The 25,175-nt window shown below is 59.4% G+C and carries 23 protein-coding genes and 1 tRNA gene; 23 read left to right on the forward strand and 1 reads right to left on the reverse strand.

Going from position 1 to position 25,175, the window contains the following annotated elements; genetic code table 11:
• From PHV01_RS10405 to PHV01_RS10490, 18 genes are all read left to right on the forward strand, one after another.
• Positions 1–444 (forward strand): M48 family metalloprotease (locus PHV01_RS10405; protein ID WP_337291091.1); only part of this gene is annotated, 444 nt, incomplete at its 5' end.
• A 120-nt stretch (positions 445–564) separates the two neighbouring features.
• On the forward strand, positions 565–1,107 hold the full coding sequence (locus PHV01_RS10410; protein WP_337291092.1) for a hypothetical protein: 543 nt from the start codon (positions 565–567) through the stop codon (positions 1,105–1,107).
• A 22-nt stretch (positions 1,108–1,129) separates the two neighbouring features.
• Positions 1,130–1,870, forward strand: a complete 741-nt coding sequence (locus PHV01_RS10415; RefSeq protein ID WP_337291093.1) for a nucleotidyltransferase domain-containing protein — start codon at positions 1,130–1,132, stop codon at positions 1,868–1,870.
• A complete protein-coding gene (locus PHV01_RS10420; protein WP_337291094.1) occupies positions 1,860–2,714 on the forward strand; it encodes a TPM domain-containing protein in 855 nt (284 codons plus the stop codon). Before PHV01_RS10415 ends, PHV01_RS10420 begins: the two co-directional genes overlap by 11 nt.
• A gap of 229 nt (positions 2,715–2,943) precedes the next feature.
• Complete coding sequence (locus tag PHV01_RS10425) at positions 2,944–3,417, forward strand: peptidylprolyl isomerase (protein WP_337291120.1); 474 nt, start codon at positions 2,944–2,946, stop codon at positions 3,415–3,417.
• Positions 3,418–3,751: 334 nt separating this feature from the next.
• Positions 3,752–3,949, forward strand: coding sequence for a 30S ribosomal protein S21 (gene rpsU / locus PHV01_RS10430; RefSeq protein WP_337291095.1), 198 nt, complete (start codon positions 3,752–3,754; stop codon positions 3,947–3,949).
• Positions 3,950–3,952: 3 nt separating this feature from the next.
• Positions 3,953–4,405, forward strand: coding sequence for a GatB/YqeY domain-containing protein (locus PHV01_RS10435; RefSeq protein ID WP_337291096.1), 453 nt, complete (start codon positions 3,953–3,955; stop codon positions 4,403–4,405).
• 200 nt (positions 4,406–4,605) lie between these two features.
• Complete coding sequence (locus PHV01_RS10440; RefSeq protein ID WP_337291097.1) at positions 4,606–7,026, forward strand: endonuclease MutS2; 2,421 nt, start codon at positions 4,606–4,608, stop codon at positions 7,024–7,026.
• Positions 7,027–7,042: 16 nt separating this feature from the next.
• Positions 7,043–8,830, forward strand: coding sequence for a DNA primase (gene dnaG / locus PHV01_RS10445; RefSeq protein ID WP_337291098.1), 1,788 nt, complete (start codon positions 7,043–7,045; stop codon positions 8,828–8,830).
• A gap of 75 nt (positions 8,831–8,905) precedes the next feature.
• A complete protein-coding gene (gene rpoD / locus PHV01_RS10450; protein ID WP_337291099.1) occupies positions 8,906–10,870 on the forward strand; it encodes an RNA polymerase sigma factor RpoD in 1,965 nt (654 codons plus the stop codon).
• 157 nt (positions 10,871–11,027) lie between these two features.
• Positions 11,028–11,104 (forward strand) — tRNA-Ile (locus PHV01_RS10455).
• A 99-nt stretch (positions 11,105–11,203) separates the two neighbouring features.
• Entirely contained in the window at positions 11,204–11,908 is a 705-nt protein-coding gene (locus PHV01_RS10460) for a C4-type zinc ribbon domain-containing protein (protein ID WP_337291100.1), read from the forward strand.
• 5 nt (positions 11,909–11,913) lie between these two features.
• On the forward strand, positions 11,914–12,414 hold the full coding sequence (locus PHV01_RS10465; RefSeq protein WP_337291101.1) for a ribonuclease HI family protein: 501 nt from the start codon (positions 11,914–11,916) through the stop codon (positions 12,412–12,414).
• A complete protein-coding gene (locus tag PHV01_RS10470) occupies positions 12,411–13,001 on the forward strand; it encodes a LemA family protein (RefSeq protein ID WP_337291102.1) in 591 nt (196 codons plus the stop codon). The genes PHV01_RS10465 and PHV01_RS10470 overlap by 4 nt, the downstream gene beginning before the upstream one ends.
• The gene (locus PHV01_RS10475) at positions 12,998–13,492 is read left to right on the forward strand and encodes a DUF721 domain-containing protein (protein ID WP_337291103.1); all 495 of its coding nucleotides are present in this window, start codon (positions 12,998–13,000) and stop codon (positions 13,490–13,492) included. The genes PHV01_RS10470 and PHV01_RS10475 overlap by 4 nt, the downstream gene beginning before the upstream one ends.
• 194 nt (positions 13,493–13,686) lie before the next feature.
• Positions 13,687–14,610: a UDP-3-O-acyl-N-acetylglucosamine deacetylase gene (gene lpxC, locus PHV01_RS10480; RefSeq protein WP_337291104.1), complete on the forward strand. Its 924-nt coding sequence runs from the start codon at positions 13,687–13,689 to the stop codon at positions 14,608–14,610.
• Between the two features lie 93 nt (positions 14,611–14,703).
• Complete coding sequence (gene polX, locus PHV01_RS10485) at positions 14,704–16,437, forward strand: DNA polymerase/3'-5' exonuclease PolX (RefSeq protein WP_337291105.1); 1,734 nt, start codon at positions 14,704–14,706, stop codon at positions 16,435–16,437.
• Positions 16,438–16,600: 163 nt separating this feature from the next.
• Positions 16,601–17,659, forward strand: a complete 1,059-nt coding sequence (locus PHV01_RS10490; RefSeq protein WP_337291106.1) for a WYL domain-containing protein — start codon at positions 16,601–16,603, stop codon at positions 17,657–17,659.
• Positions 17,660–17,991: 332 nt separating this feature from the next.
• Here the strand turns inward: PHV01_RS10490 and PHV01_RS10495 are convergent, their stop codons facing one another.
• Positions 17,992–18,222 (reverse strand): hypothetical protein, encoded by a 231-nt coding sequence (locus tag PHV01_RS10495; RefSeq protein ID WP_337291107.1) that lies wholly within the window; start codon positions 18,220–18,222, stop codon positions 17,992–17,994.
• Between the two features lie 349 nt (positions 18,223–18,571).
• Between PHV01_RS10495 and PHV01_RS10500 the strand changes: the two genes are divergently transcribed.
• The 5 genes from PHV01_RS10500 (at position 18,572) to cas7c (ending at position 25,173) form a co-directional block, all read left to right on the forward strand.
• The gene (locus PHV01_RS10500; RefSeq protein WP_337291108.1) at positions 18,572–19,153 is read left to right on the forward strand and encodes an ORF6N domain-containing protein; all 582 of its coding nucleotides are present in this window, start codon (positions 18,572–18,574) and stop codon (positions 19,151–19,153) included.
• A gap of 155 nt (positions 19,154–19,308) precedes the next feature.
• Positions 19,309–21,525 carry a CRISPR-associated helicase Cas3' gene (gene cas3, locus PHV01_RS10505; protein ID WP_337291109.1) on the forward strand — a complete coding sequence of 739 codons (2,217 nt, stop codon included), beginning with the start codon at positions 19,309–19,311 and terminating at the stop codon, positions 21,523–21,525.
• 19 nt (positions 21,526–21,544) lie between these two features.
• Positions 21,545–22,276: a type I-C CRISPR-associated protein Cas5c gene (gene cas5c / locus PHV01_RS10510; protein WP_337291110.1), complete on the forward strand. Its 732-nt coding sequence runs from the start codon at positions 21,545–21,547 to the stop codon at positions 22,274–22,276.
• A complete protein-coding gene (gene cas8c, locus PHV01_RS10515) occupies positions 22,273–24,036 on the forward strand; it encodes a type I-C CRISPR-associated protein Cas8c/Csd1 (RefSeq protein ID WP_337291111.1) in 1,764 nt (587 codons plus the stop codon). The genes cas5c and cas8c overlap by 4 nt, the downstream gene beginning before the upstream one ends.
• 36 nt (positions 24,037–24,072) lie before the next feature.
• Positions 24,073–25,173 (forward strand): type I-C CRISPR-associated protein Cas7/Csd2, encoded by a 1,101-nt coding sequence (cas7c, locus tag PHV01_RS10520; RefSeq protein WP_337291112.1) that lies wholly within the window; start codon positions 24,073–24,075, stop codon positions 25,171–25,173.
• Positions 25,174–25,175 lie beyond the last annotated feature (2 nt).

Below are 25,175 nucleotides of genomic sequence, written 5' to 3' on the forward strand. Positions count from 1 at the left end.
CGCAATCGCGATACGCTGATCAGCACGATCGCGGCGACGCTCGCCGGCGTGATTGTGATGCTGGCCCGGATAGCGATGTGGATGCCGGTCTTTGGCGGCGGTGGCCGCGATGACGAGGATCGCGGAGGTGGCGCGATGGGATTTCTGTTCCTGGCTATTCTGGCCCCTATCGCAGCGACCCTGATCCAGTTGGCGATCTCTCGGTCCCGGGAGTTTCAGGCCGACGAGACGGGCGCCCGACTGACTCATAAGCCGTATGCATTGGCCTCGGCCCTGCAAAAGCTTGAGATCGGAGCCAACCGTCTGCCCATGGAGGATGCCAACCCTGCCACCTCTCATCTCTTCATTGTGAACCCAATCCGTGGGAATGCGCTGTTTAAGCTCTTCTCCACCCATCCGCCCATGGAGGAGCGCATTGCCCGCCTGCGAGCGCTTGTGGTCTGAAGCGATTCGAACACACGGTAGCGCGTGAAACCTCTATTCCCAAACGGGCCTCTGGCCCGTTTTTTTTCTCTCCTGATGGTGATATCGCTTGCCGCCTGCGCGTCAGGTCCGAGCGGCGAGATGATGCTTCGCCCAAGCCCGCAACGTCTGCCTGCTTTGCGGGCCCAGGGTGACTTGATCATCGCCACCCTCGGCGGCGCAACCGTCACCGTTGAACCTTTGACGGAGAAAGGTCTTGACGCCTACTACACCCGGCGACCAGCCCTACTGAACCCGTTTAAAATGCTCTCGAAGGGAACCACTAAGGGCCTTCTCGCCTTTATTCTCCGAATCCAGAACGTGGGCCGGGATCGCGTCAACTTCGATCCGGGCCAGGCTTGGCTCACGGACCAACAGGACCACCGCTCGGCTGCGTTGTCGTACGATGAGTTGTACGGCCTCTTTTCCGACAAGGGCGAGTCGGCAAAGGTCTTGCGAGCGCTGGAAGAGACCACATTGACCAACTTGCTCGTTGTGCCTCCAAAGCTTGACCGGGAGGGCTTGCTCATCTTTCCGGCGCCTGACCCAACAGCAAAAATGGTCATCCTCGAAGTGGGCTCCTTCTACGTCGGCTCGGCCGAGCAACTGCTGCTGTTCGAGTTTGAGATCAGGCGCGCGCCGTAGCCCGATATCCAAAGGATGGGGGGTGGATAAGATAATCCCGTCGGCCGGCTTGGGGGCAGAATTAGAGGGGCAACTCCAGGTGGTTGTTGATGCTCTCAGCCGGGTGTACCATCGGCAGCTCGTTTCGATCTTGCTCTATGGAAGCGCTGCCAGGGGCGATTTCATCTCCGGTCGATCCGATGTGAACCTGCTGGTCGTCCTGCAATCGGTCAGGCTGGAGGACCTGGCGGAAGCGGCAAAGCAGCTTCGCCGATGGCGGAAGTTCAAGATCACCCCCCTGTTTCTTACGGAAGGTGAACTCCGACTCGCCGCTCGCGCCTTCCCTCTTGAGGTGTCAGATATTCAGGAGTCCGGTTACCTATTGTTCGGCTCCAATCCGCTCTCCACTATCGTGGTTTCGCCCGAGGATGTTCGAGCCCAATCCCGGCGAGAGCTCCATGGCAGTTTAATCCGGCTGCGGCAAGGATACCTGGAGTTGCTGGATCACAGAGAGGCCCTTGGCGGCCTCCTTGCCGGTGCGATCACCTCCCTCCTGCCGGTCTTTCGCGCCATCATACGTCTGGACGGAACGCCTGTCCCCTCCACCGATATGGAGGTGGTTGAATCGGTGGCTTCAAGACATCATCTCGATCGAGACCTCTTGACCAGGCTGCTCGCCCACAAGCGTGGATCGATCCGACTGGCCACCGCCGATGTGAGACAGATCCTTTCCCGCCTCGTTGAGGAGTGGGAACGGGTGATTGTACTTGTCGATGCTGCCTGACCGTCGCCTTTCTTCTCCCCCTCGCTTCCTCTATCGCTGCCTTCTACTCTATGGCTTGCTCGTTCTTTGCCTGTTCTCCAGGTCGGCATCTGCCGGCATCTCCCTCCCCAAACCCGACGGGTGGGTGAGCGATTACGCCGGCCTGCTCGATGCCGCTACGAAGAATCGGCTGGAGCAGTTCCTGACGGAGGTAAATCAAGAAGCGGGCGTCGAGATCGCTGTGGCTACTCTCCCCACCCTTGGTGGACAGTCGGTCGAAGAGGCTGCTGTCGAGCTGTTTGCTGCCTGGGGAATTGGAAAGAAGGGGAAGGACGAGGGCGTGCTGCTCCTGGTGGCCCCGAAAGAACGGAGGCTTCGGATCGAGGTGGGCTACGGCCTGGAGGGAACCATCCCTGATGGACTGGCCGGCGAGATCATTCGTGATACGATCACGCCGCGCTTCCGAGAGGGCCGATTCGCCGAAGGAATCGAGGCAGGCATCACCCGGATCGTCGAGACCATTGCACGGCAAAAGCAGATTCAGATCCCGGTGCCAGAATCGCCCCGCCTGCGGACAACAGCCCCTGAGCAGGAGACCAGACGATGGCGCCTGAGCTCTCAGGCGACCCCGGTCTTGCTCTTTTTGCTCCTACTGGTCGGACTGATCGCCATCAGCATGGCCGGCGAGCGGTCATTTCGCGACCGCCGCGGCCCGCGTCGATTCCGCAACCCCTTCATCTGGTTTCCGATCGGTCCCTACAGCGGGGGTTCGTCAGGTGGTGGCTTCGGTGGTGCCGACTTTGGCGGATTCGGCGGCTTCGGCGGCGGGTCCAGCGGAGGCGGCGGCGCCAGCGGAAGCTGGTGACCACAACCCGGAAGTTGTCAACTTGCAGCACCAGGCGTAAGGGGGCACCCCTCACGTCCTTTCGGGGGCTGAATACTGATTACTAAACGCTATGGTCTACGTCAGGTGTGGGTGAAATGGTTTGACAGGGGAAGGTCGTGGTGGTATTGAACACCGTTATAACTTCTAACCTTAAAGGAGGAATACAATGCGAAGCGCGATCGGGATGCTGGGAGTTGGACTGTTATTCATGAGTCTTCATAGTACGGCCGAGGCCGAGCCGACGAAGAGCCCTAGGGCCATCATCGAGATGGCGGCCGGTAAGATCGTCGTAGAGTTCTATGAGAAGGATGCGCCTGGGACCGTAGCGAATTTTATCAAGTTGGCTAAGCAGGGCTACTATAACGGTCTCAGTTTTCACCGGGTTGTGCCGGGCTTTGTCGCTCAGGGCGGTGATCCGAAGGGGGATGGGACCGGCGGCCCCGGTTACACCATCAAGGATGAAGTCAATTCGCGTAAACACACGACCGGAGCGGTGGCCATGGCGAAAACCGCTGCGCCCAACAGCGCCGGGAGTCAGTTCTACATCACTCTGGCGCCACAACCCGCACTGGATCGCGACTACACGGTATTTGGGCAGGTCGTGGAGGGGATGGATGTCGTCATGAAGATCAAGGTCGGGGACGTTATGAAGAAGGTGACCATTGTCGAGGCCACCCGCTGAGACGATCCTGAACAACCTGTTTGGCAGAAAGGGCTAGCATGCTGTCCCAGTGAAGTCTTTACAGTCCGTTCGTGGTGAGCCTGTCGAACCACTGATGGGAGGCGTTGAGTACACATTGCCCTTCGACTGGCTCAGGGCGAACGGTAAATGTAAAGAAGTGCCAGGAACGCTGCACTGGAGAAGCCCGGCGCTGGTAAAAACATTGACATTTAGGTGCGAAGAGTGCAATTATAAATAAAAAGTCGAAACTTGATGTGACCGCTTTCAAATTCCGCCGAGAAAAGGATCAACTCGTAGCTTATCTCATCGCTATTGATAAGGGGGTGTGAAGGGGATGGCGAGCGTGACGGTCAAGGAGAACGAGTCGTTCGAGGTCGCTCTCCGCCGTTTCAAGAAGCAGTGCGAGAAAGCTGGAGTCCTGTCGGAGCTCCGCAAGCGCGAGCATTACGAGAAGCCCAGTGTCCGCCGCAAGAAAAAATCGATGGCCGCCAGAAAGAAGGCCTTGAAGCGCGTCCACTTCGCTGTAGAGTAGGACGTGAGCGTCTTAAAGGCACGATTGGCCGACGACCTCAAGGTAGCCCTCAAGAGTGGGGATCGGCTGAGGACGTCAGTGCTTCGGCTTCTCCATGCGCTCATCAAGAACAGGGAAATAGAAAAGCGGGGAGAGTTAGACGACGCGGAAATTATCCAGGCAGTGATCGCGTCCTGTAAGCTCAGAAAAGAGGCCATCGAGCAGTATGTAAAGGGGGGACGAGATGATCTGGCCGTGAAGGAGGAGGCCGAGCTCAAGCTCCTCGAGGCATACCTGCCTCCGCCGCTCTCACCGGAAGAGCTTCGAAAGAAGATAGAGGAAGCGCTTGCTGTGTCGCACGCGAGTTCCATTAAGGATATGGGGAAGGTCATGGCGCTCCTGATGCCGGAGATCTCTGGTCGAGCGGATGGGAAGGTAGCCAGTCAGATGGTCAAAGACGCGTTGTCGAAGCGCTGATGCCTGTGCAATTGCCTCATCGTAAGTATATCCCCATGTTGGGTGGATAGTTCAGGGGACTCGAAATCGAGTCCCCTGTGTATTTCTAGTGTATCCGTGTGCTCGGGATATGCGCTCTTTGCGACTGAGGCCGCCCCCCAAGCACGGCAACAGACCGAGCTGATTCCGCGTTCTTTGGTATCCGGAGACCTTCGCATCACATGAATCAGATCGACCAGCATACCCTCGAGATTCTGGAGTGGCCTGCCATCCAGGCGAGATTAGCCGCTGAGGCCGGATCGCCCATTGGAAGGGAGTTGACACAGGCGACCCAGCCTCTTCCCACACTGGAGGAGGCGAAGAAAGTCCAGAAAGAAGTTGAGGAGTTCCGGGCGCTGCTGTCCAGGGAAACCGCACTTCCATTTGACCAACTGTGCGACATCAGGGAGTCGATCCGGCAGTCTCGACCGGAAGGCGCAATCCTCGCGGCGATAGATTTCGTCAGGGTCGCCGGATCACTGGAAGCGGCGGCGGCGATCCGTCACGCGATCGCCCGATCCAGGAACCTGTGTCCGCAGCTTCATGCTATCGCCTCCCAATTCGCTGATCATACCGACCTGGTAGACGCGATTCACGCGTCTGTCGAAGCCACCGGAGAGGTCAAAGACACCGCCAGCCGAAAGCTCAACCAACTTCGACTTCGAATCCATGAGCTTCGAAACCTGATCCACTCTCGCTTACAGTCCCTGCTGACGGATCCTCCCCTTCAACCCTATATCGCCGAACTGCTCGTGACGCTTCGAAACGAGCGCTACGTGATCCCTGTCAAGCCCAACTACCGGACCGCCCTGAAGGGTGTCGTCCAGGATCGATCCGTCAGTGGCGCCACCATCTTCCTGGAGCCCCAGGAGGTTGTAGAACTCAATAACCAGCTACGGTTGTTGCAGCGGTCCGAAGAGGAGGAGATCAGAAGAGTGCTGGCCGCGCTCACCGCGTCTCTCCGATCCAAGGCGGAAGCGGTGCTCTCGACGATGCTGCTCGCGGCTGAACTGGACTGTCGATGTGCCGCGGCACGATTGGCCGACACGCTTCACTGTACCCCTGTCTCCTTGAAGGACACGGGTCCCCTGGTGCTGCGGGAGGCCCGACACCCACTCTTGCTGGAACAGACGGAAACAGCCGGGACGAACCAGACCATCCCGATCGACCTGCGTCTGGGCGATAGCTTTGATGCGCTACTCATCACCGGACCGAATACCGGCGGCAAAACGGTCGCCTTGAAGACGGCGGGTCTGCTCTCGCTGATGGCGCAGGCGGGGCTGCATCTGCCGACCTCGCCGGACTCCGAGGTCCCTTTTTTTAGCGGAGTGCTTGCCGACATTGGAGATGAGCAGAGTATCGAGCAAAGCCTGAGTACCTTCTCCTCCCACATCGGTCAGATTCGCCGAATCCTGGATGCGGCGCGCCCACACACCCTGGTGTTGCTGGACGAACTCGGCGCCGGTACCGATCCTATCGAGGGGGCCTGCCTGGGAATCGCGATCCTTGAGGCGCTTTTAGAGCGCGGCGCGATGGTCGTGGCGACCACGCATCTGGACGCCATCAAGGCCTATGCCTATTCGCACCCTCGAATCGAAAACGGCTGCGTCGAGTTCGACCTTGACACCCTGAGACCGCTGTATAAATTATTAATTGGGCTTTCCGGTCGCAGCCATGGTCTGGCGATCGCCTCTCGGATCGGATTACCTTCGAGCGTGATTCAGCGAGCCGAGGGGCTGCTAGGCGAAGGAGGCGATCCATTACGGCTGCTGCTGGACCATCTGGAGGGTGAGCAGCGGCGTCTCGCTGTAGAGCGTGAGGCGCTGACTCGCGAAGCTGCCGAGACGGCCAAGGCGCGCGGTGAGGCCGAGGTACGACTGGACGCGGCGAGGGCCGAGGCCGAGCAAATTTGCCGCCGGGCTTTCCAACAGGCCGAGGAGGCAGTCACCGACGCTCGATCGGAGATTGATCGCCTGCTTCTGGAGTTCAGGTCATCCCAGTCGCGCGGGCAGTCGGCGCAGGAGGTGCGCCGGCAACTCATCGATCTGGAGCGGCAGACTCAGGTGGCGCTCAGCGACGTGACCGATTCGGATCGCGTCGCAAGCAGTATTGGAACCGCTTCGGTTCGCGAGGGGCAGGAGGTCTTCATTAAGGGACTCGGGCAGCGTGGGATCGTGACAGGGAAGCCGTCGTCTGCCGGCATCGTGGAGATCCGGCTCCCCCTTGGAAAGGTGAGGGTCCCCCTGGAAGCGGTGATATCCCAAGGCGACTCTGGACAGGGTGAGACGAGCAGGCCGATCCGGCTGTCCAGGATAAAGGACGAGGTGAGGGGCGAGCTGAACCTGATCGGATGTGATGCGACCGAAGCGGCTCGGCGCCTTGACCAGTATGTCGGAGATGCATTCTTAGTCGGACTGCCCACCGTACGAATTATCCATGGAAAGGGCTCAGGAATTCTCAGAAAGACCGTCACAGAGTTCCTTCAGGACCACCCATTGGTCGAAAGCTTCCGGGTAGCTGATTATCAGGAGGGGGGAATCGGCGCCACCATTGTGGAGCTGTGTCCTCGTACATTCTCCATACTTACGGACGGAGCGGCATGAAGAGGATGAGCGGACAGTGATCTCGGAGGAGGCGGTTTCCCGAGTGCTGGCCAGCACCGACATTGTGCAGCTTATTGGCAGATACCTCCCACTGAAACCTGCCGGACGTTACTATAAGGCCCTGTGCCCCTTCCATAGCGAAAAGACCCCTTCCTTCACGGTCAATCCTGAGCGTCAGATCTTTCACTGTTTTGGCTGCGGTGAAGGCGGGGATGCGGCCGGTTTCCTGATGAGGCAGGAACATCTCAACTTCCCTGAGGCAATCCGGTCGCTGGCCGACCGAGCCGGAATCAGCCTCCCGGCGCGCTCCCGCGCACATACCGGAAGCGGGCCAGGGCAGGACGAGCGCGCGCGCCTGGGGCTGCTGGAGATTCACAAGACGGCGGCGGAATTCTTTCGTCAACAACTCCAGCATCAGACGATCGGGGCAACTGCGCGCGCGTATCTGAGGAGCCGGGGCATCCCGAATTCGGTCGTCGAGCAGTTCGGGCTTGGGTATGCGACAGCCTCCTGGGAGGAACTCCTTCGCCACCTGCTGCGCAGGGGATTCTCTAAGAAACAGGTGGAGGAGGCTGGGCTGGCGCTGCCGCGCAAAGACGGGAGCGGGGCGTATGATCGATTCCGGAACCGACTGATGATCCCAATCAGTGATTCGGTGGGTCAGGTGATTGCCTTTGGCGGTCGCGTCCTTGACGATTCCCTTCCGAAGTACCTGAACTCTCCGGAAACGCCCATTTACAAAAAGGGGTCCCACCTGTTCGGTCTGCACCTTGCGGCTTCCGCCATTCGCGATCGCGGGTCGGCTCTTGTGGTGGAAGGGTATTTCGACCTGATCGCGTTGCACGCGCATGGTGTGCAGCACACCGTAGCAGTCCTGGGCACTGCGCTGACAACTCAGCAGATTGCCCTGCTCCGCCGATACACGACGCGGGCGTTGCTGGTGTTCGATCCGGACGCGGCCGGGATCGCCGCGGCGAGACGTTGCGTCGAAAGCTTGCTCAACAGCGGGCTCGACTGGCGGGTAATGCTCCTTCCGGATGGAGAAGATCCTGATTGTTTTCTGCGGGAGCGTGGCTCCTCGGCCTTCGCCGACGCGCTCACGCAATCGAAGGACCTGATGGAGTTTCTGCTCGATCGGAAGGTCTCGGGATTCGATCTGACCAGCCCCGAAGGCCAGGCCGACGCGGTGAATGCCGTCCTGCCCCTCTTGGGCGCCGTCGGCAATGAGATCACGCGGCAACGCTACACGGAAAAGCTCGCGCGCCGGGTTTCACTTCCCAATGATGCCATCATCCGCGAGCTCAATCTTCAGGTGAAAGGCCGCAAGCGGGACACCATGCCGCCAACGCTGCAACCCAGAGGGTTGCCGTCCATAGAATGGAAGCTGATCCACCTGGCACTCCACCATCCCGGCGCGGCCTCTCGTGTGCGTGAAAGCGTACGGCCTGAGGAGCTGAAGGATCGGACGCTTCGCAGGATTTATCAGTCTGCGGTAATGGAACCTGGGACGGGCCGTAGCGCGGTATCGCTTGCCGCAGTGGACCCGGACACGCAGCGGGTGCTCACGCAGTTGTTGGCGACTGATCTTGGAGAGTACGATGGGGAGGAGGCGATCGAGCGCGCCCTCTCCGATTATCTTGCGCGCATCACAGTCAGGCGTGAGCGCGAGAAGGGTGATGAACTCCGGCGACAGATGGAAGCGGCCGAACGAGCGGGCGATCATGGAACGGTTGCGCGCCTGCAGGCTCAGTTTCTTGCGCTGAGCAGAGATCGAGTTCGGTCTCACGTCCCGGCATCGTCGTGAAATCTGGACTGAGGCAGGAGCTTTTGAGAGCGGCTATGAGCTGTTAGCTGTCGGCTGTTTTTCAGGGGAGACAGTATGGCAAATACACACAAGCCAAGACGACCGTCGAAGACCACGCAGTGGAGAGCGCGCAGTCAGGCCACGCGGCCTCTTCATGTGGTTCGTAAGCGGGTTGCCTTGAGCCAACAGAATAAGACGGGGACGGTCCCGGTGGCCTCACCGGCCAAGGCCCCTCGGGGCAATGCACGTTCCAGAACCGCAAAAAAGCCGATGACGATAGCGCCGGCCGCCGTCAAAGAGGGGATCAAGCCGCTGGTGTCGCTCGGGCGGAAAAAGGGTTACCTGACCTACGACGAGGTGAATAGCCTCCTGCCGGAAGAGGTCACCTCCGGCGACCAGATCGACAAGATCCTCAATCTCTTTGATGAGATGGATATCGAGGTTGTGGATGAGGCAGAGCGGCCTAAAGCGGTGGGAACGCCCGCGCCCCAGCAGGAAGAAGAGAGCGCCGAGACGGGACCCGAGCTTGTTCCGTCGGCCGCCGGCAGGACCGACGACCCGGTTCGGATGTATCTGCGAGAAATGGGAAAAACCCCCCTACTGACCCGGGACGGAGAGATTCAGATTGCGAAACGGATCGAAGAGGGCCACAAAGACGTGGCCGAGGCTGTCTGCCGGGCTGGAGTCGCGGTCCGGGAGATTACCGAAATCGGAGAGCGACTGTTACATGGCAAAGCTCGTATTTATGAGCTGCTCTCACTCAATGAGTTTGACGAGATCTCCGAACAGAAAGAGCGGGAGTTGCTCGCCGAAAATACCCCATCCTTAGAAGCCCTCCGAGAGGAGCAGGTGAAGATCGATGGCCTTCGACGGCGTTACCAGCGCGGTGTTGGCCGTCTGAGCGAGCGATGGCAGCAGAGGATCCTGGATGAGATGGCGCGTCGCAAGGCGGCGCAGGCCACGCTGATTCGAGGGCTGCATATCAACCAGCGGGTGATCGAGCGGGTGGTCGCCAGGATCCGCAATCTCCTGGAGCGGATCGAGCAGGGCGAGCAGGAGCTTCGCGACGTGGGGCGGGCCCACCACTTGTCCATGGAGGATATCAGGATCATCTCCGGCAACGGCCGGGAGAAGACTGCCGCTATACGAGGGATTCTCCGTCGGACGGGGCTCGACCGGAAGGGGCTGGATGAATGTGAACACACCGTCACGGCTATCCAGCGAAAGATCCGAAGGGTTGAGGAGGAGGCCGATGCCTCCGCCAAGGAGTTACGATCCTGTCTTCATACTATCACCAACGGTGAGCGAAAGGCCCATCTGGCAAAGAAGGAGATGGTAGAGGCCAACCTCCGTCTGGTGATCAGTATCGCAAAGAAATACACCAATCGCGGCCTCCAGTTCCTCGACCTGATCCAGGAAGGGAACATCGGCCTGATGCGGGCGGTGGATAAGTTTGAATACCAGCGAGGATATAAGTTCAGCACCTACGCCACCTGGTGGGTCCGCCAGGCCATCACGCGAGCCATTGCCGATCAGGCCCGCACCATCCGGATCCCCGTTCATATGATCGAGACCATCAACAAGTTGACTCGCGCCTCCCGGTACCTGGTTCAGGAATATGGCAGGGAGCCCACCCCGGAGGAGATCGCCCAGAAGATCGATCTGCCGGTTGATAAGGTCAGGAAGGTCCTCAAGATCGCGCAGGAACCGATCTCGCTGGAAACGCCCATCGGGGAGGAGGAAGGATCTCATCTTGGTGACTTCATCGAGGATAAAGCTGTGATCTCCCCGATCGAGGCCGTCATCGGCATGAACTTGAGCGGTCAGACCGAGCAGGTGCTTGGGACACTGACGGAACGGGAGCAAAAGATATTAAAGCTCCGTTTCGGGCTTGGGGATGGACGCGATCACACCCTGGAGGAAGTGGGCCAGCAATTCGACGTCACCCGCGAGCGAATCAGACAGATCGAGGCCAAGGCGCTGCGGAAACTCCGACATCCTACTCGGAGCAGGAAGCTCAAGAGCTTTGTGGAATCTTAGGCAGCGTATCCAACGATTCGTTACGCCTTCCGTTCGCCCTGAGCCTGTCGAAGGGTGCAGTATGTCGAGAGGTTCCGTTCATGGATTCGACAGGCTCACCACGAACGGATTGTAAGGGTATTTGTGGGACACTACACTAGTTGCTGGTCTTCTGCTGGGGCCCATAGCTCAGTTGGTTAGAGCCCCCGGCTCATAACCGGGTCGTCCCTGGTTCGAGTCCAGGTGGGCCCACCACGTAAAAGCAGCCATCGGCTTTCAGTGGTCAGCTTGAGGCTGACACTGGGCTGATCGCTGATAGCTGAACGCTAATCGCTGATCATTGGGGAGCGCAACGTGTTTCAGGACTTAGAGCGGCTTGTCGAATTACAGGGGCTTGACGCCGAAATCGCCGAGCTCGATGCGGCGGCGGCGGCCATCCCCGTTCAGATCCGGATGATGGACCAGCAATTGGCTCAGGCCAAGGCGACTCTTGATGCGGCCACCGCGGAGGTGGAGAGGCTCCAGAAGCTTCGCCGTCAGAAAGAGCGCGATTTGGATGAGACCAGCAGAGAGCTCAAAAAGCGACAAGGCCGCCTTTTTGAGATCAAGACCAACCTGGAATACACTGCAGTCCTGAAGGAGGTCGAGGGGCTGAAGCAGAAGATTTCGACGCTGGAGGAAGAGGTTCTCGCGTGCTTCGACGATATCGACAGCGCTGTAAAGATTCAAGATCAGGAAGAGAAGAAGATCCAGGTCACACAGGCGGAGTTTCTGAAGAACAAGCAGCAGCGGGAAGGCGAACTTCGGGAGTTGCAAGGCCGCCTCTCGATATTGCGGAAGACCAGGGAAGGCCGGTCAGTGGACGTGGAGGCATCCCTGCTGCAGTTATACCTGCGACTCCTGAAGAGCCGAGATGGCTTGGCGGTGGCCCAGGTAATCAACCGTTCTTGTGAGGGTTGTCACGTGACCATCACGCCTCAGTTGTACTTGGAGGTTCGACGAAACGCGGAACTTCACACCTGCGAAGGGTGTGGTCGGATCCTTTATTGGAAGGGATGATGACAATGCGGGGTGCGGGGGAGCTGAACGCCGGCCCGGCCTCGCAGGCCTGTCCTGAGCCACGTCGAGGGGGATTACGATTGATGATTCACATCGACGGCGCAGCTCGCGGGAACCCAGGCCCAGCCGGGATCGGCGTCATGCTGGAGACAGGGGACGGGCCGCTGCAGCGGGGCTTGTGCCGATACATCGGCGAGGCGACCAATAACGTGGCCGAATATGAAGCGCTCCTGCTTGCTCTGAGGGAGGCCAGGAAGCTTCAGGCGTCCGTTGTCGAGATTCGATCCGACTCCCAGTTGTTGGTGAGACAAATCCAGGGCAGCTATCGAGTTAAAAACCCGCGCCTCGCCGCGTTACATGCGCAGGCGCGCGACCTCATCAGCGCCCTCCCATCATTTCGGATTGAGCATGTCGGTCGCGAACTGAACCGTCAGGCGGACGCGCTCGCCAATCGCGCCATCGATGAAGCCTTGTCCGGTGTCCCCCGAGAGGGAGGGCGATCGTGAACGGACAGCAGCGGGCCTTCTCGCCCCTGCTTGGGTTGTCGGCCATCCTGGTCGTTGTCCTCCTCTCCGGCAGCGTGTACCTCTGGAACGTCTACAATCAACTGGTCTCGATGGACGAGGGGATCAGATCGGCCTGGGCTCAAGTCGAGAATCAGTTACAGCGTCGGACAGACCTCATTCCGAATCTGGTTGCAACAGTGAAAGGGTATGCCGCCCACGAGCGAGAGGTGCTGGAGGGTATCGCCAATGCCAGGGCGAGGATGGCTGGGGCCAAAAGTCCTGAGGAAAAGATCACCACCAGCAACGCCCTGGACGTGGCGCTCGGACGCCTGCTGGTGGTCGTGGAGCGGTACCCGAACCTTAAAGCGGATCGGAGCTTTGCCCGCCTGATGGACGAGCTGGCGGGAACGGAAAACCGATTAGCCGTCGAACGGAAGCGATACAATGATCTGGTGCAGGGCTACAACAGCCGGATTCGTCGCTTTCCGGAAAGGACCGTCGCCGGATTGTTCCATTTTCAGCAGGCGAGCTACTTTCTGGTGGCTGAATCGGCAAAAGCGGCGCCGACAGTGGAGTTTGCCAGGTGAAGGCCGGCTGGCCGGCACAGAGGGAAACGCAGACCGCCCCTGCCAGGTGCGCCGATATCCTCGAGGGTAGCCTGCAAGGGCTGGGTCTCGGTCGGGTGATCCGCCACCTCGCGCTCCTTCGAGCCTGGGACCGGGTCGTAGCAGATCGCATCAAGGAGCGGGCGAGCGTGGAGGATTTCAGGGATAGACGCTTGTACCTCTGCGTCGAGGATCCCATCTGGCTGCATGAGCTTCACATGCTGCGGCACAAGTTGAAAACAATCCTGAACGAGGAGGTTGGCGAGCCGGTGGTGGACGAGATCGCCTTAAGAATTGGCCGAACCCGTCGATCTGCCCCCACGACACGTCCCTATCGTAGTGGACGGAGGGCCCCGGCGGCTCCGCCTGCGGTTGAGGCGAGCATGACAACGCTCCTGAGCCCCCTCAGGGATCTGCCCTGTTGTGATGCCGTCCAACGGCTCTTTCAACGGTGGGTATCGAGGCCACAGTGACACACGTGTTGCAACATATCCGCATGAAATCCCCCCTCGGGTCCCCCCTTTTGATAAAGGGGAGTTGAGGGGATTTTCTAAGGAACTGGTACACGACTTGCTATTTCCAGGACCTTCTAGTAAAATATGGCGCGGTTCGTATGAATTGAAGTGCGAATCGTCTTAGACAAAATAGATCTGATCAGGAGATTATGGTGAGCCATCAGCGAACGCTTCAGACTATAGCCACCTGTAAAGGGATAGGGATTCACAGCGGCCAATCAGTCACGATGTCGCTCCGTCCCGCTCCGGCGAACTCCGGCGTCGTATTTAAGCGCATCGATCTTCCCTCCGCCCCAACCATCGAGGCCAAGCCCGCACACATCGTCGATGTCCATCATGCAACCACCATCGGCAAGGATGGTATGAAAGTGCGGACCATCGAACACCTGATGGCAGCGTTTGCGGGGACGGGGCTGGATAATGTCCTGGTAGAACTCGACGGCGAAGAGGTTCCCGCCATGGATGGCAGCGCCGCGCCATTTGTCGAGTTAATCAGGAAAGTGGGTCTCAAACGACAGATGGTCGCCAGGACGTATCTCAAGATTAAAGAGCGTTTGGTTGTCGAAACAGAGCGCTCGAGTATTCAGATCGTTCCTTCAAAGCGTCTTCAGGTTATCTATACGATGCGCTTTGACCACCCGCTCCTGGGAGAACAGTCAGCCGCCTTCGACATCACCAGGGAGATGTTCGCCAGGGAGATTGCGTCTTGCCGCACCTACGGGTTCCTGAAGGATATCGAAGAGCTTCGCCGTCGCAACCTGGGCCTGGGCGGGTCGTTTGACAACGCGATCGTGATCGGCGAGGGAGGGGTGGTGAACGGCGATCTCCGCTTCCGGGACGAGCTGGTCCGCCATAAGGTCCTTGATCTCTTGGGAGACCTCTATCTCCTTGGCCGGCCTATCCTCGGGACCGTCATTGCTCACGGCGCCGGTCACTTCCTTCACACCAGGCTCGTACGAGAGATCCAGCGTCATCTGGACCTGGAGCATCCGGCTTCTGTCTGCAGTGGCGTGATTGAGCGTTGGGCGAGGCCGCTGCTTCAGCCGGAACGATCGCTTGAGGTTGTCCCTTCGTAATCGGATTCCCGCGTACGACCCTCCACACCACGCACCCCGGATCGATATCCGGGGCAGTTTCACACCTCGCACGCTGTATCATTCAGCGACGCCATGAGTAACCTCGAAATCGCCAAGCTGTTTCACGAGATCGCCGACCTGCTGGAGATCAAGGACGAAAACATCTTCAAGATCCGGGCCTACCGCCGGGCGGCTATGAACCTGGAATCCTTGCCGGAGGAAATCGAGGCGGTAGCGGCGCGCGGCGGTCTCGCCGAGATCGCGGGAATCGGCAAGGATCTGGCGGCCAAGATCCAACAGGCGCTCGAGACCGGGCGCATGGAATATCTGGAAGAACTGCGCACGGCGATCCCTCGTGGCGTGGTCGAGCTGATGGCGATCCCGGGTGTCGGGCCCAAGACCGCCAAGCTCCTCTTCCAACAGCTCCAGGTCGATTCGGTCGAGAGGCTGGAAGCGCTTGCCCTTCAAGGACAACTCCTCGGTCTGCCGGGGATCAAGCAGAAAACGGTCGAGAATATCCTGAAGGGAATTCAGGTCGTCAAGGCGGGGCGGGAGCGGATGCCGTTGGGGCGGGCCCTGCCGCTGGCCCATGAGCTGGTCCGGATCCTGGAGACGCTTCCCGATGTCAAACAGATCAGCCTGGCTGGGAGCCTGCGGCGAATGCGCGAGACCGTCAAGGACCTCGACCTCCTGGTCACGTCAACGAAGCCGGCCAAGGTCATGGCGGTCTTCACGTCGCTTCCGCAGGTGGCGGAGGTGCTGCTCCAGGGCGAAACCAAGGCGACCATCCGCCACCGGGAGGGGATCCAGGTAGATCTCCGGGTGGTCGAGCCCGACTGCTTCGGCGCCGCGTTACAGTACTTCACCGGTTCCAAGGCCCACAACATCCGCGTGCGGGAGCTCGCGGTCCGTAAGGGGCTGAAGGTCAGCGAGTACGGCGTCTTCAACGAGGCCACCGGCACGCGAATCGCCGGCGCCACCGAGGAGGAGGTCTACAACGCGATCGGCCTGCCATACATTCCGCCCGAGCTCCGGGAAGATGCCGGCGAGGTCGAGGCGGCCCTCGAAGGGCGCATGCCGAAGCTGTTGACGCTTGCCGACCTGCGCGGCGACCTGCACGCCCACACCAACTGGACCGACGGCCATCACCCCCTGGAGGCGCTCATCGAGGCGGCCCAGCAGAAGGGGTACGAGTACATCGTCGTCTCCGACCACTCCCGGGCGGCCACCGTCGCCGGCGGTCTCTCCGAGGACAAGCTGCTCGAACAGATCAGCCGGGTCCGCGCCCTCAGCAGGAAGTATACGAAGATCCGAATCCTGGCTGGCAGCGAGTGCGACATCCTGGCCGACGGGTCGATGGACTTCCCAGACCGGGTGTTGGCCCAGCTTGACATCGTAGTCTGCGCCATCCACTCGCGCTTCAAGCAGGACCGGGCCGGGATGACCGCCCGCATCGTCAGGGCGCTCAGCAACCCCTATGTCCACATCTTCGCCCATCCGACCGGGCGCCTGATCGGTGAGCGTGACCCCTACGACGTGGATCTGGAGGCGGTCTTCGCGGCGGCCAAGCAGTACGGCAAGGCGCTGGAGATCAACGCTCAACCCTCGCGTCTTGATCTGAACGACCACCATGCGCGACGGGCCAAGGAGTTGGGGATCAAACTCGCCATCAGTACCGATACCCACGTCCTCGACCAGCTCGACAATATGTCCCTCGGCGTGGCCGTCGCGCGCCGCGCCTGGCTGGAGAAGTCCGACGTCATCAATGCCATGCCCCTGAACAGGCTGCTGACCTGGACCCACAAGACCCGCCCCAAGGTCGCCTAAGCCGCTCGCGCTCCCCCCTTGTCTTTGGTGGGGCGGCCCCTTGTGGCCGCCAGATGGGAGAAAAATGATACCAGATGTCACAAGCGCATGGTACAGTAGCAACCTGGTCGCTCTCGGCTTGAAAACATGAAGCGTGCACCATGATAGCCATGCTGGAGGCATTGTGCCGCGAAACGATCAAGTCACTCGGCAGTGGCATCTTCTCCGAAAGTTAGAGGGCTCCAGAGGCGCAACGATCCAGGAGCTCGCCGAATCCCTGCCTGACGGTCTGCCCAAACATCTCCGCACGATGCGACGCGACCTTGCCGCCCTGGAGGCCGCCGGCTTTCCCCTCCTCACCGAACGAATAGAGGGGCGGGTTCGCTGGAGACTCATGGATGGCTTCCGGCGCATCCCCGCCCTGGCGTTTTCCCCAACCGAACTCATGGCGTTGACCTTCAGCCGCGACCTGCTCCGGCCCCTGGAAGGAACCGCGATCAAAGGCGCCCTCGACTCCGCCCTGAATAAGGCGACCGCCGCCCTGCCCCCTCAGGGGCAGACCTACATCAGGCGGATGCAGGACATCTTCTCAGTCGGGCTTGGCCCTCACAAGAACTATCGGCAACACCAGGACACGATCGATCGCGTCACGCAGGCGATCGCTCACCTGCGTACACTCCAGATTCGATACTACTCCGCGTCCCGCAACGCCACGACGCGCAGAGAGGTTGATCCCTATCGCCTCTGGTATGTGGCCGGCGCTCTCTACCTGATTGCCTACTGCCACTGGCGCCGCGAGGTGCGCCTGTTTGCCGTGGACCGCATCCGCTCCCTTACCGTCACCGATCATCCCCATCAAATGCCGCTCGGCTTCGATCTGGAGGCGCATATGCAGGATGCCCTCGTGGTCATGCGGGGAAAACCGGTCACGGTTGAGTTCCTGTTCAGCAAAGCCGCCGCCCCGTGGGTGAAGGATCGGGTGTGGCACCGAAGCCAGACTCTGACGCCGCAGAGGGACGGGCGCCTGAAGATGATCCTCAGGGTTGCAGACACGCCTGAACTGGTCGGATGGATTCTGAGCTTCGGCGGTGAGGTGCAGGTGCGTAAGCCCGCAACCCTTGCCGAGAAGGTCCGCGAGCAGGCCCGGCGGATTCTGCAATCCGCAATGATTGAGGGACGGACACGATCGGCGTTGCGTGGATCGAAGCGGACAGAGGCGAACGACGTATCGCAGAAACGCTGAGCAAGGGAGATTCTCGATTCCCCCCCCAGGAAGTGACCCCGGATGTCACAGCAGGCTGTTATGGTAATGGGTATTGGCAGGAGCGGCCTATGCCTTCTACAGACCTGGCGTCTCGGCTCGCAGAGATGAGACGTGTTGAGGGCTATGGCGGCAGCGGTTCGGACCCCGGATCAATGGGTGCGACGTCGGCGAGGCGGTTACCCGATCACGGTGAGACCTAAGGCCTTAAAGTCTTCATCGAAGGAGAGGCAAGGAATATTGTCCAGCAACGTGGTCACGATGACGAAGGAGATCGCATCGCAGAATGTCGCAAAAGACACAGTCAGAAGGAATCACCGGACAATGCCCTTGGAGCCGTACAGATGTTCCTTGACGTGGCTGGAGACATCGCTCCGTCGGCCTGTGACACCCTTTCGAGCCAGTCTCCTCCGGAGTTCGAGAAGCCTTCTGGCAGCCACGCCCGGCTCAGGCTCAGCCTGGACTGCCCGAAGTTCCGCCACAACATCGTCATGTACCGTAATCTGGATGCGTGTCCCCGCATCCTTTCGGACCTGGCGGATCAACTCAGGCAGTCACCATCGAGTCTCGCTGATCGAGATCTTCATACGCACCTCCTCTGAGATCTTCGCTATAAATGTACGGACTTGTACACTATGAGTCAATAAAAAGCGGAGCCAGGCCAGGTTTCCGGATGATTTTGTCTTTCAACTGACATCAGAAGAAGACAAAGCTTTGACCTCGCAATTTGCGAGATCAAAGCCGGGTCTGGGAGGCGGGACCAGCATATCGGACGTGACGCCTGCGCCGCGCGCCGACGTGGTGATGGAGACTGACCGGGCGGGACTTCAGTCGATGGAAGAGGCACAAGTCAATACCGGCAACAACGTCCCCCCAATGTACGGAGGTTAGCCGATGAGTTCACGGGGCACTCTGAGTCCGGCAGCAAGCATCGAGCAATCTATTCTTTTCATCCGCAGTCAGCGCGTCATGCTGGATGCTGATCTGGCAGTCCTCTACGGCGTATCGACGCGGGTCCTCAACCAAGCGGTGAAACGGAACCGGGAACGATTCCCCGAAGATTTCATGTTCCGCCTGACCGTAGCGGAGAAAGCAGAGGTGATCACAAATTGTGATCACCTCCGATCACTCAGATTCTCTCCAGCACTCCCTCACGCGTTTACCGAGCATGGGGCAATCATGTTAGCGAGCGTCCTTAACACGCCAATCGCGGTTCAAGCCAGCGTACAAGTCGTCCGGGCCTTCGTTCGGCTTCGGGAAATGCTGACAACGAACAAGGCGCTGGCTGACAAGTTCGCAGAATTGGAGCGCAAGGTCGCCAGCCACGATGAACATATTCAATCGCTGTTTGAAGCGATTCGACACCTCATGGCACCAGCACAACACAAGCCACGGCGCACGATCGGTTTTCGGGTCGAGGAGGCAAGGCCGGGCTATCGTACGCGGCACTTACGCCGCGCATCGCTTTTATTCTAATCCCCCTCTCCCCTGGAGGGAGAGGGGGAGGGTGAGGGGGGATTGGTCGATTATGGTGGCGTCCGCACCGCGCGCCATCGCGGTGACGGGGGACTGATCGAGCGGGACTTTGGTCGGGGGCGGGAAGGTAAGGGTAGAGGTTAACGGGGGAAAACGTGCCAACAACTTCTGACCACTGGCAACCGCTGGCCCATGTCGCCGAGGATGGAGGTCTCCATCTTCTGGATGATCACCTGAAGGAAACGGCCCAGCGAGCTGGCGAATTTGCAGGGGAGTTTGGTTGCTCAGGTTGGGGCTACCTGGCAGGTCTCTGGCACGACCTCGGGAAGTACTCGCCCGACTTCCAGCGTAAGATCCACGCGGCTGCTGGGCAGGATGCGCACTTGGAAACGAAGGCCCGACGGGTTGATCACTCCACGGCGGGAGCGTTACACGCAGTGGAGTGCTTCGGCCGTATCGGAAGAATTCTCGCCTACGTAGCCGCAGGGCATCACGCGGGGCTACCGGACTGGACGGCCGACGAAACGGGTGGTGCAGCCCTCGAGAGTCGATTACGACTGAACCGGCCCCTGCTGGATGCCGCCAAGGCGGGAGCAGTTCCACCGGCGATCCTGAACCGCGTATTACCGACCGAGAAGCCGCCGCTTGGGGCCGATCCAGCCCTCTGGATTCGGATGCTATTTTCCTGCGTAGTGGACGCCGACTTTCTGGATACCGAGGTTTTCTTCGATCCCGAGAAGGCGGCTCAACGGGGCCGATTTCGGGACCTGGAGGAACTTCTCAGTGATTTCACGGCGTACATGGAGGCAAAGATCGCCGGAGCGGAGCCCACGCCGGTGAACCGCATCCGGACTGTAGTGCTTGACCAGTGCATCGCCCGAGCAACCGAAGATCCCGGCATCTTCACGCTGACGGTTCCGACCGGCGGCGGCAAGACTTTGTCGTCCATGGCCTTCGCCCTGCACCACGCAGTGCAGCACGGCAAGCGCCGGGTGCTCTATGTCATCCCTTACACGAGTATTATTGAGCAGACCGCGGATCAGTTCCGCCGCATCTTCGGGGACGCCGTGGTCGAGCACCACAGCAACCTCGACGTGGCGGACGAAGCCAAAGAAACGCCCCGGTCGAGACTCGCGTGCGAAAACTGGGACGCCCCCATTGTGGTCACAACCTCGGTTCAGTTCTTTGAGTCGCTGTTCGCGAGCCGAACCAGCCGATGCCGAAAGCTTCACAGCATCGTGGGAAGTGTGGTAGTGCTGGACGAGGCCCAACTCCTACCCCCGGAGTTCCTGGAACCCATCCTGTCCGTTCTGAAAGAACTCGTGGCCCACTATGGCGTCACCCTTCTGTTATCTACTGCCACTCAGCCAGCACTGCGCGAGCACCGGACGCCCAGCTTCCACCTCGACGGGTTGTCCAACACCCGCGAGATCATCGAAGATCCCATGCGATTGCACGAGACGCTCAAGCGCGTGGACATCATGGTACCGACGAGCCTAACGGAGCCTCGATCCTGGGAGGACATAGCTGGAGCGCTCCAGGAACACGATTCAGTCCTCTGCATCGTGAATCGCCGCGACGATGCTCGAACGCTTTGGAGGCTCATGCCAGAGGGGGCGTTCCATCTCTCTGCGCTGATGTGTGGGGCGCACCGCTCGGCAGTAATCGCCAAGATCAAAGAACGACTCAAGGAAAGGCTCCCGACTCGCGTCGTAAGCACCCAGCTTGTGGAGGCGGGGGTGGATGTGGACTTCCCCGTGGTCTATCGGGCGCTTGCGGGCCTCGATTCCATCGCTCAGGCTGCCGGACGCTGCAACCGGGAGGGATTACGGGATCGAGGGACCGTGGTCGTCTTTGTGCCGCAGAGCAGGACGCCAGCGGGCATACTCCGCCAAGCCGAAGGGCTCGGTCGGCAGCTTCTGGCTGAACGGGTATCAGACCCCTTGTCCCCAATACGGTTCGAGCGGTTCTTTCGGGAATTCTACTGGATACAGGGAGACCGTCTCGACAAACACAGGATTCTCGAAGACCTTCGCGATTCGGAGTGCCGCTTCGCATTTCGGACAGTAGCCAGAAAGATGCGACTTATCGACGAAAGTGCCTATGCTCCCGTTGTCGTTCTCTATGGCGAGGGGGTAAAGCTAGTGGGAGTCTTGGAATCTCAGGGGCCGGGGCGCTGGATTCTTCGCCGGCTCCAGCGCTATACGGTGAACCTGCCTCGCCGCGTTCACCAGAAGCTGGTGGAGATGGGGGCGATTCGCGAGGTCCACCCGGGTCTTTTTGTGCAGAGCCACGGCGCCCTCTACGACGAGCACTTGGGATTCTGCGCGGATCGATCCATCGTGTATGAACCCGACGAACTCATATTCTAAGGGGGGGAAAGGAGGACACATGAGCGAACAGAAGGCTGCAAGCCGCCCCTTCCGCCTGCGCGTGTGGGGGCGAAACGCCTGCTTCACCAGGCCCGAGATGAAGGTGGAGCGGGTGAGCTACGACGTGATGACACCTTCGGCGGCCCGTGGAGTTCTGGAGGCAATCCTTTGGAAACCCGCTATCCGCTGGATAGTGGAGCGTATCGACATTTTGAACCCGATCCGGTGGGAATCGGTGCGGCGCAACGAGGTTGACATCAAAATGTCACCTAACACGAACGGGTTCTGGATTGACGATATCGGGAACGACGGAAAACCCAAGCATCGCCAGCAACGGGCTGGGCTCTTTCTGCGGGACGTGGATTACGTCATCCACGCACGCTTTGAAGCAACCGATCTGGCCGGACCAGATGACAATCCGACGAAGTTTCAGGAGATGTTCTTGCGTCGCGCCGAGAAGGGCCAGTGCTTCCACCGCCCTTACCTAGGATGTCGAGAGTTCGCAGCCGACTTTGCGCCAATCACCAACGGCGAGCCGTTGCCGCAGCCCCTGGAACAGACTCCAGACCTGGGCTTTGCGCAGCCACGAGACCTAGGCTGGATGCTCTACGATGTTTTCCATGATCGCAGTGCAGACACAAGCCACGTCCATACCTGCACCGATGAATGTCGCCCCGGCTTCTTTACTGCTCGGCTGGACATGGGTCAACTGCGAGTACCGCCACCGGATAGCCCGGAGGTGCGACGATGATCCTCCAAGCGCTTCACGGCTATTACGAGCGCCTTCTGGACGAAAACCGGGTGGTGCCTCAGGGATTTCAGAAGAAAGAGATTCCCTTTGTGATCGTTCTCGATGCTGAAGGTAAGTTTGTCGACCTGGAGGACACCCGCTCCGGCGAGGGTAGGAACCGACGGACAGGCCGCTTCGTGGTGCCGCAGAGTGTCGAACGGACTGGAGATAACGCATGGCAGAAGGCGAACCTCCTCTGGGACCATAAAGGGTATGTTGTTGGTCACTCCGACACTGACCACGCCACTGCAAAGAAGCAGCATGAAAGTTTCCTCGGACGCATCCGTGAGGTGCTTAAGGGCCTCCCAGACGAGGGGGTGAAAGCTGTCACCAGATTCCTTGAGATTGGTGACTTCCAGGGAATCCTTGCGCACCCAACATGGCGGGACGTTGTCGCAAAGGGAGGTAGCCTTTCCTTTCGCCTTTCGGACGAGACCCTCCTCGTGTGCGAGCGCCCTGCTGTACGTCAGCGAGTGGCAGCGGTCGCCACCTCGGTTGAAAGTGGGACACCACCGCAAGCGTGCCTGATCACCGGCGAGTCCGCGGTGCCGGCTCGAACACACTCTCCAATCAAAGGCGTGCGTCGTAAGAATAAGACTACGACAAGAGCCAAGATTGTTTCGTTCAAACTTCCGGCCTTCGGCTCCTATGGTAAGCAGCAGAGCTTGAATGCACCTATGGGCCGTCGGGCTGAATTCTCTTATACCACCGCTCTCAATACGCTTCTCGATCGCGACTCGCATCAGAAACTCATCGTGGGCGACTCCACGGTGATCTTTTGGACAGAGCGCAGGCATGAGATTGAGAGCGTGTTTGCCAACTTCTTTGGTGAGCAGGAAAAGGGGGTACCCGTGCAGGACCACAAGCAGATTTTGGCTCTGTACCGAGCACCGGAAAGCGGTGTAAGACCCGAACTCGATCCGACTATCCGGTTCTACATCTTGGGGTTGGTGGCTCCAAATGAAGCTCGCATCGCTGTACGCTTCTGGTACACCGGACCAGTGCGCGAGGTAGCTGAAAACATCGGAGCACATTTCGATGACCTTGAGATCGCGGCGCCGCCTAAGTGGTCCCCTTACCTATCGATACGAACCCTGTTGCGAGCAATCGCCACACGAAACGACCTGGACACAGTCCCCCCAAACTTAGCGGGCGACACCATGAAAGCGATCCTGGTGGGTACAAGCTATCCAAGTCCGCTCTTGGCGGCTGCCATCCGAAGGATACGGGCGGAACAGTCCCAAAAGGACCCCAGAACGGGGACACTGACACCAAACGTTACCTATGCGCGGGTCGCACTGATCAAAGCTATTCTGGTGCGAGATACGAGGATCGGGGGTCCATTCAGGCTCAACGCCGGAAAGGAGGTAGGCATGTCTCTTGACATAGGAAACACAAATGTGGGCTACCGATTGGGACGCCTGTTTGCGATTCTGGAAAAGACCCAGGAGGAGGCGAGCCCGGGGATCAACGCTACCATCCGCGACCGCTTCTACGGGGCAGCCTCAGCGACACCCATAGCCGCTTTCCCGCATCTCATGAAGCTCAAGAACCATCACCTAACGAAGATCGAGAATCGGGGACGTGCCATAAATATTGAGAAGCTTATCGGGGAGATCATGGACGGCATTACCGACTTTCCCGTGCACTTGAGCCTTCAGGACCAAGGACGCTTTGCAGTCGGCTATTACCACCAGAGGCAGAGGCTGTTCGGAAACTGATCTGTAAGCCCTCATTCGGGCTAGAGAGGACTGGACATGAACGAAATGATTAAGAACCGGTACGACTTCGTTCTTCTCTTTGATGTCAAGGACGGTAATCCCAACGGTGACCCAGACGCCGGCAATCTGCCTCGGGTCGATCCCGAGACCGGACAAGGTCTGGTGACCGATGTGTGTCTTAAGCGCAAGGTCCGCAATTACGTGGGACTCATGAAGGAGTTCAAGTCTTCCTATGACATCTATGTGAAAGAAAAAGCCGTTCTGGGCCGAGCACACGTCCAGGCATTCCAGGAGCTTGGCATCCAACTCGGAGAAGAGAATAGAGTGCCCGTGCCTGACGACGTGGCGGAGAGTTTGGCGGAACTCACTCTGCCCGAGGGTCTCGCGATCGACAGCCTCCCTGACGAAGATATATCGGTGCTCGTTATGGCCGCCGACCTGGACAAAAAGGAAATCCAGCGGTGGCTCAAGGAGGAAAAACCAAAGAAAGCTGTGGCCGACTTCATCAAAGCGTCCCTCAGGAACTCCAAGGCCCGAAAACCGACTCAAGACGAAACTGAGCAGGGACGAGACAGAATGTGCCAGAGCTACTATGACATTCGCACGTTCGGAGCAGTAATGTCGCTGAGGTCAGCCCCGAATTGTGGCCAAGTCCGGGGTCCCGTGCAGCTCACCTTCGCTCGAAGCGTCGAGCCGGTAGTTCCTCTGGAACACAGCATCACTCGCATGGCAGTTGCCACCGAAGCCGAGGCTGAGAAACAGCAGGGCGACAACCGGACTATGGGGCGGAAGTTTACGATTCCCTATGCATTGTATCGTTGCCACGGGTTCGTTTCCGCACCGCTGGCGCAGCGGACTGGGTTTAACGAAGACGACCTAGGTCTCTTCTGGAAAGCACTCCAGGAGATGTTTGAGCACGACAGGTCAGCGGCCCGCGGGGAAATGACCACACGGAAGCTGATCGTCTTTAAGCACCAGAGTGCACTTGGGAACGAGCCAGCCCACAAGTTGTTCGATCGCGTCAAGGTCGAGCGCAACGGGAATGCCTCATCTCCGCCTAGGAGCTTTGCGGACTACAAAGTTACCGTAGATCGCACTTCCAAGCCAGATAGCATTGATGTCGATGAGAAGTTGTGAAC

Origin of the sequence: Candidatus Methylomirabilis sp., assembly GCF_028716865.1 — a bacterium.
In the GTDB taxonomy this organism is placed as follows: domain Bacteria; phylum Methylomirabilota; class Methylomirabilia; order Methylomirabilales; family Methylomirabilaceae; genus Methylomirabilis.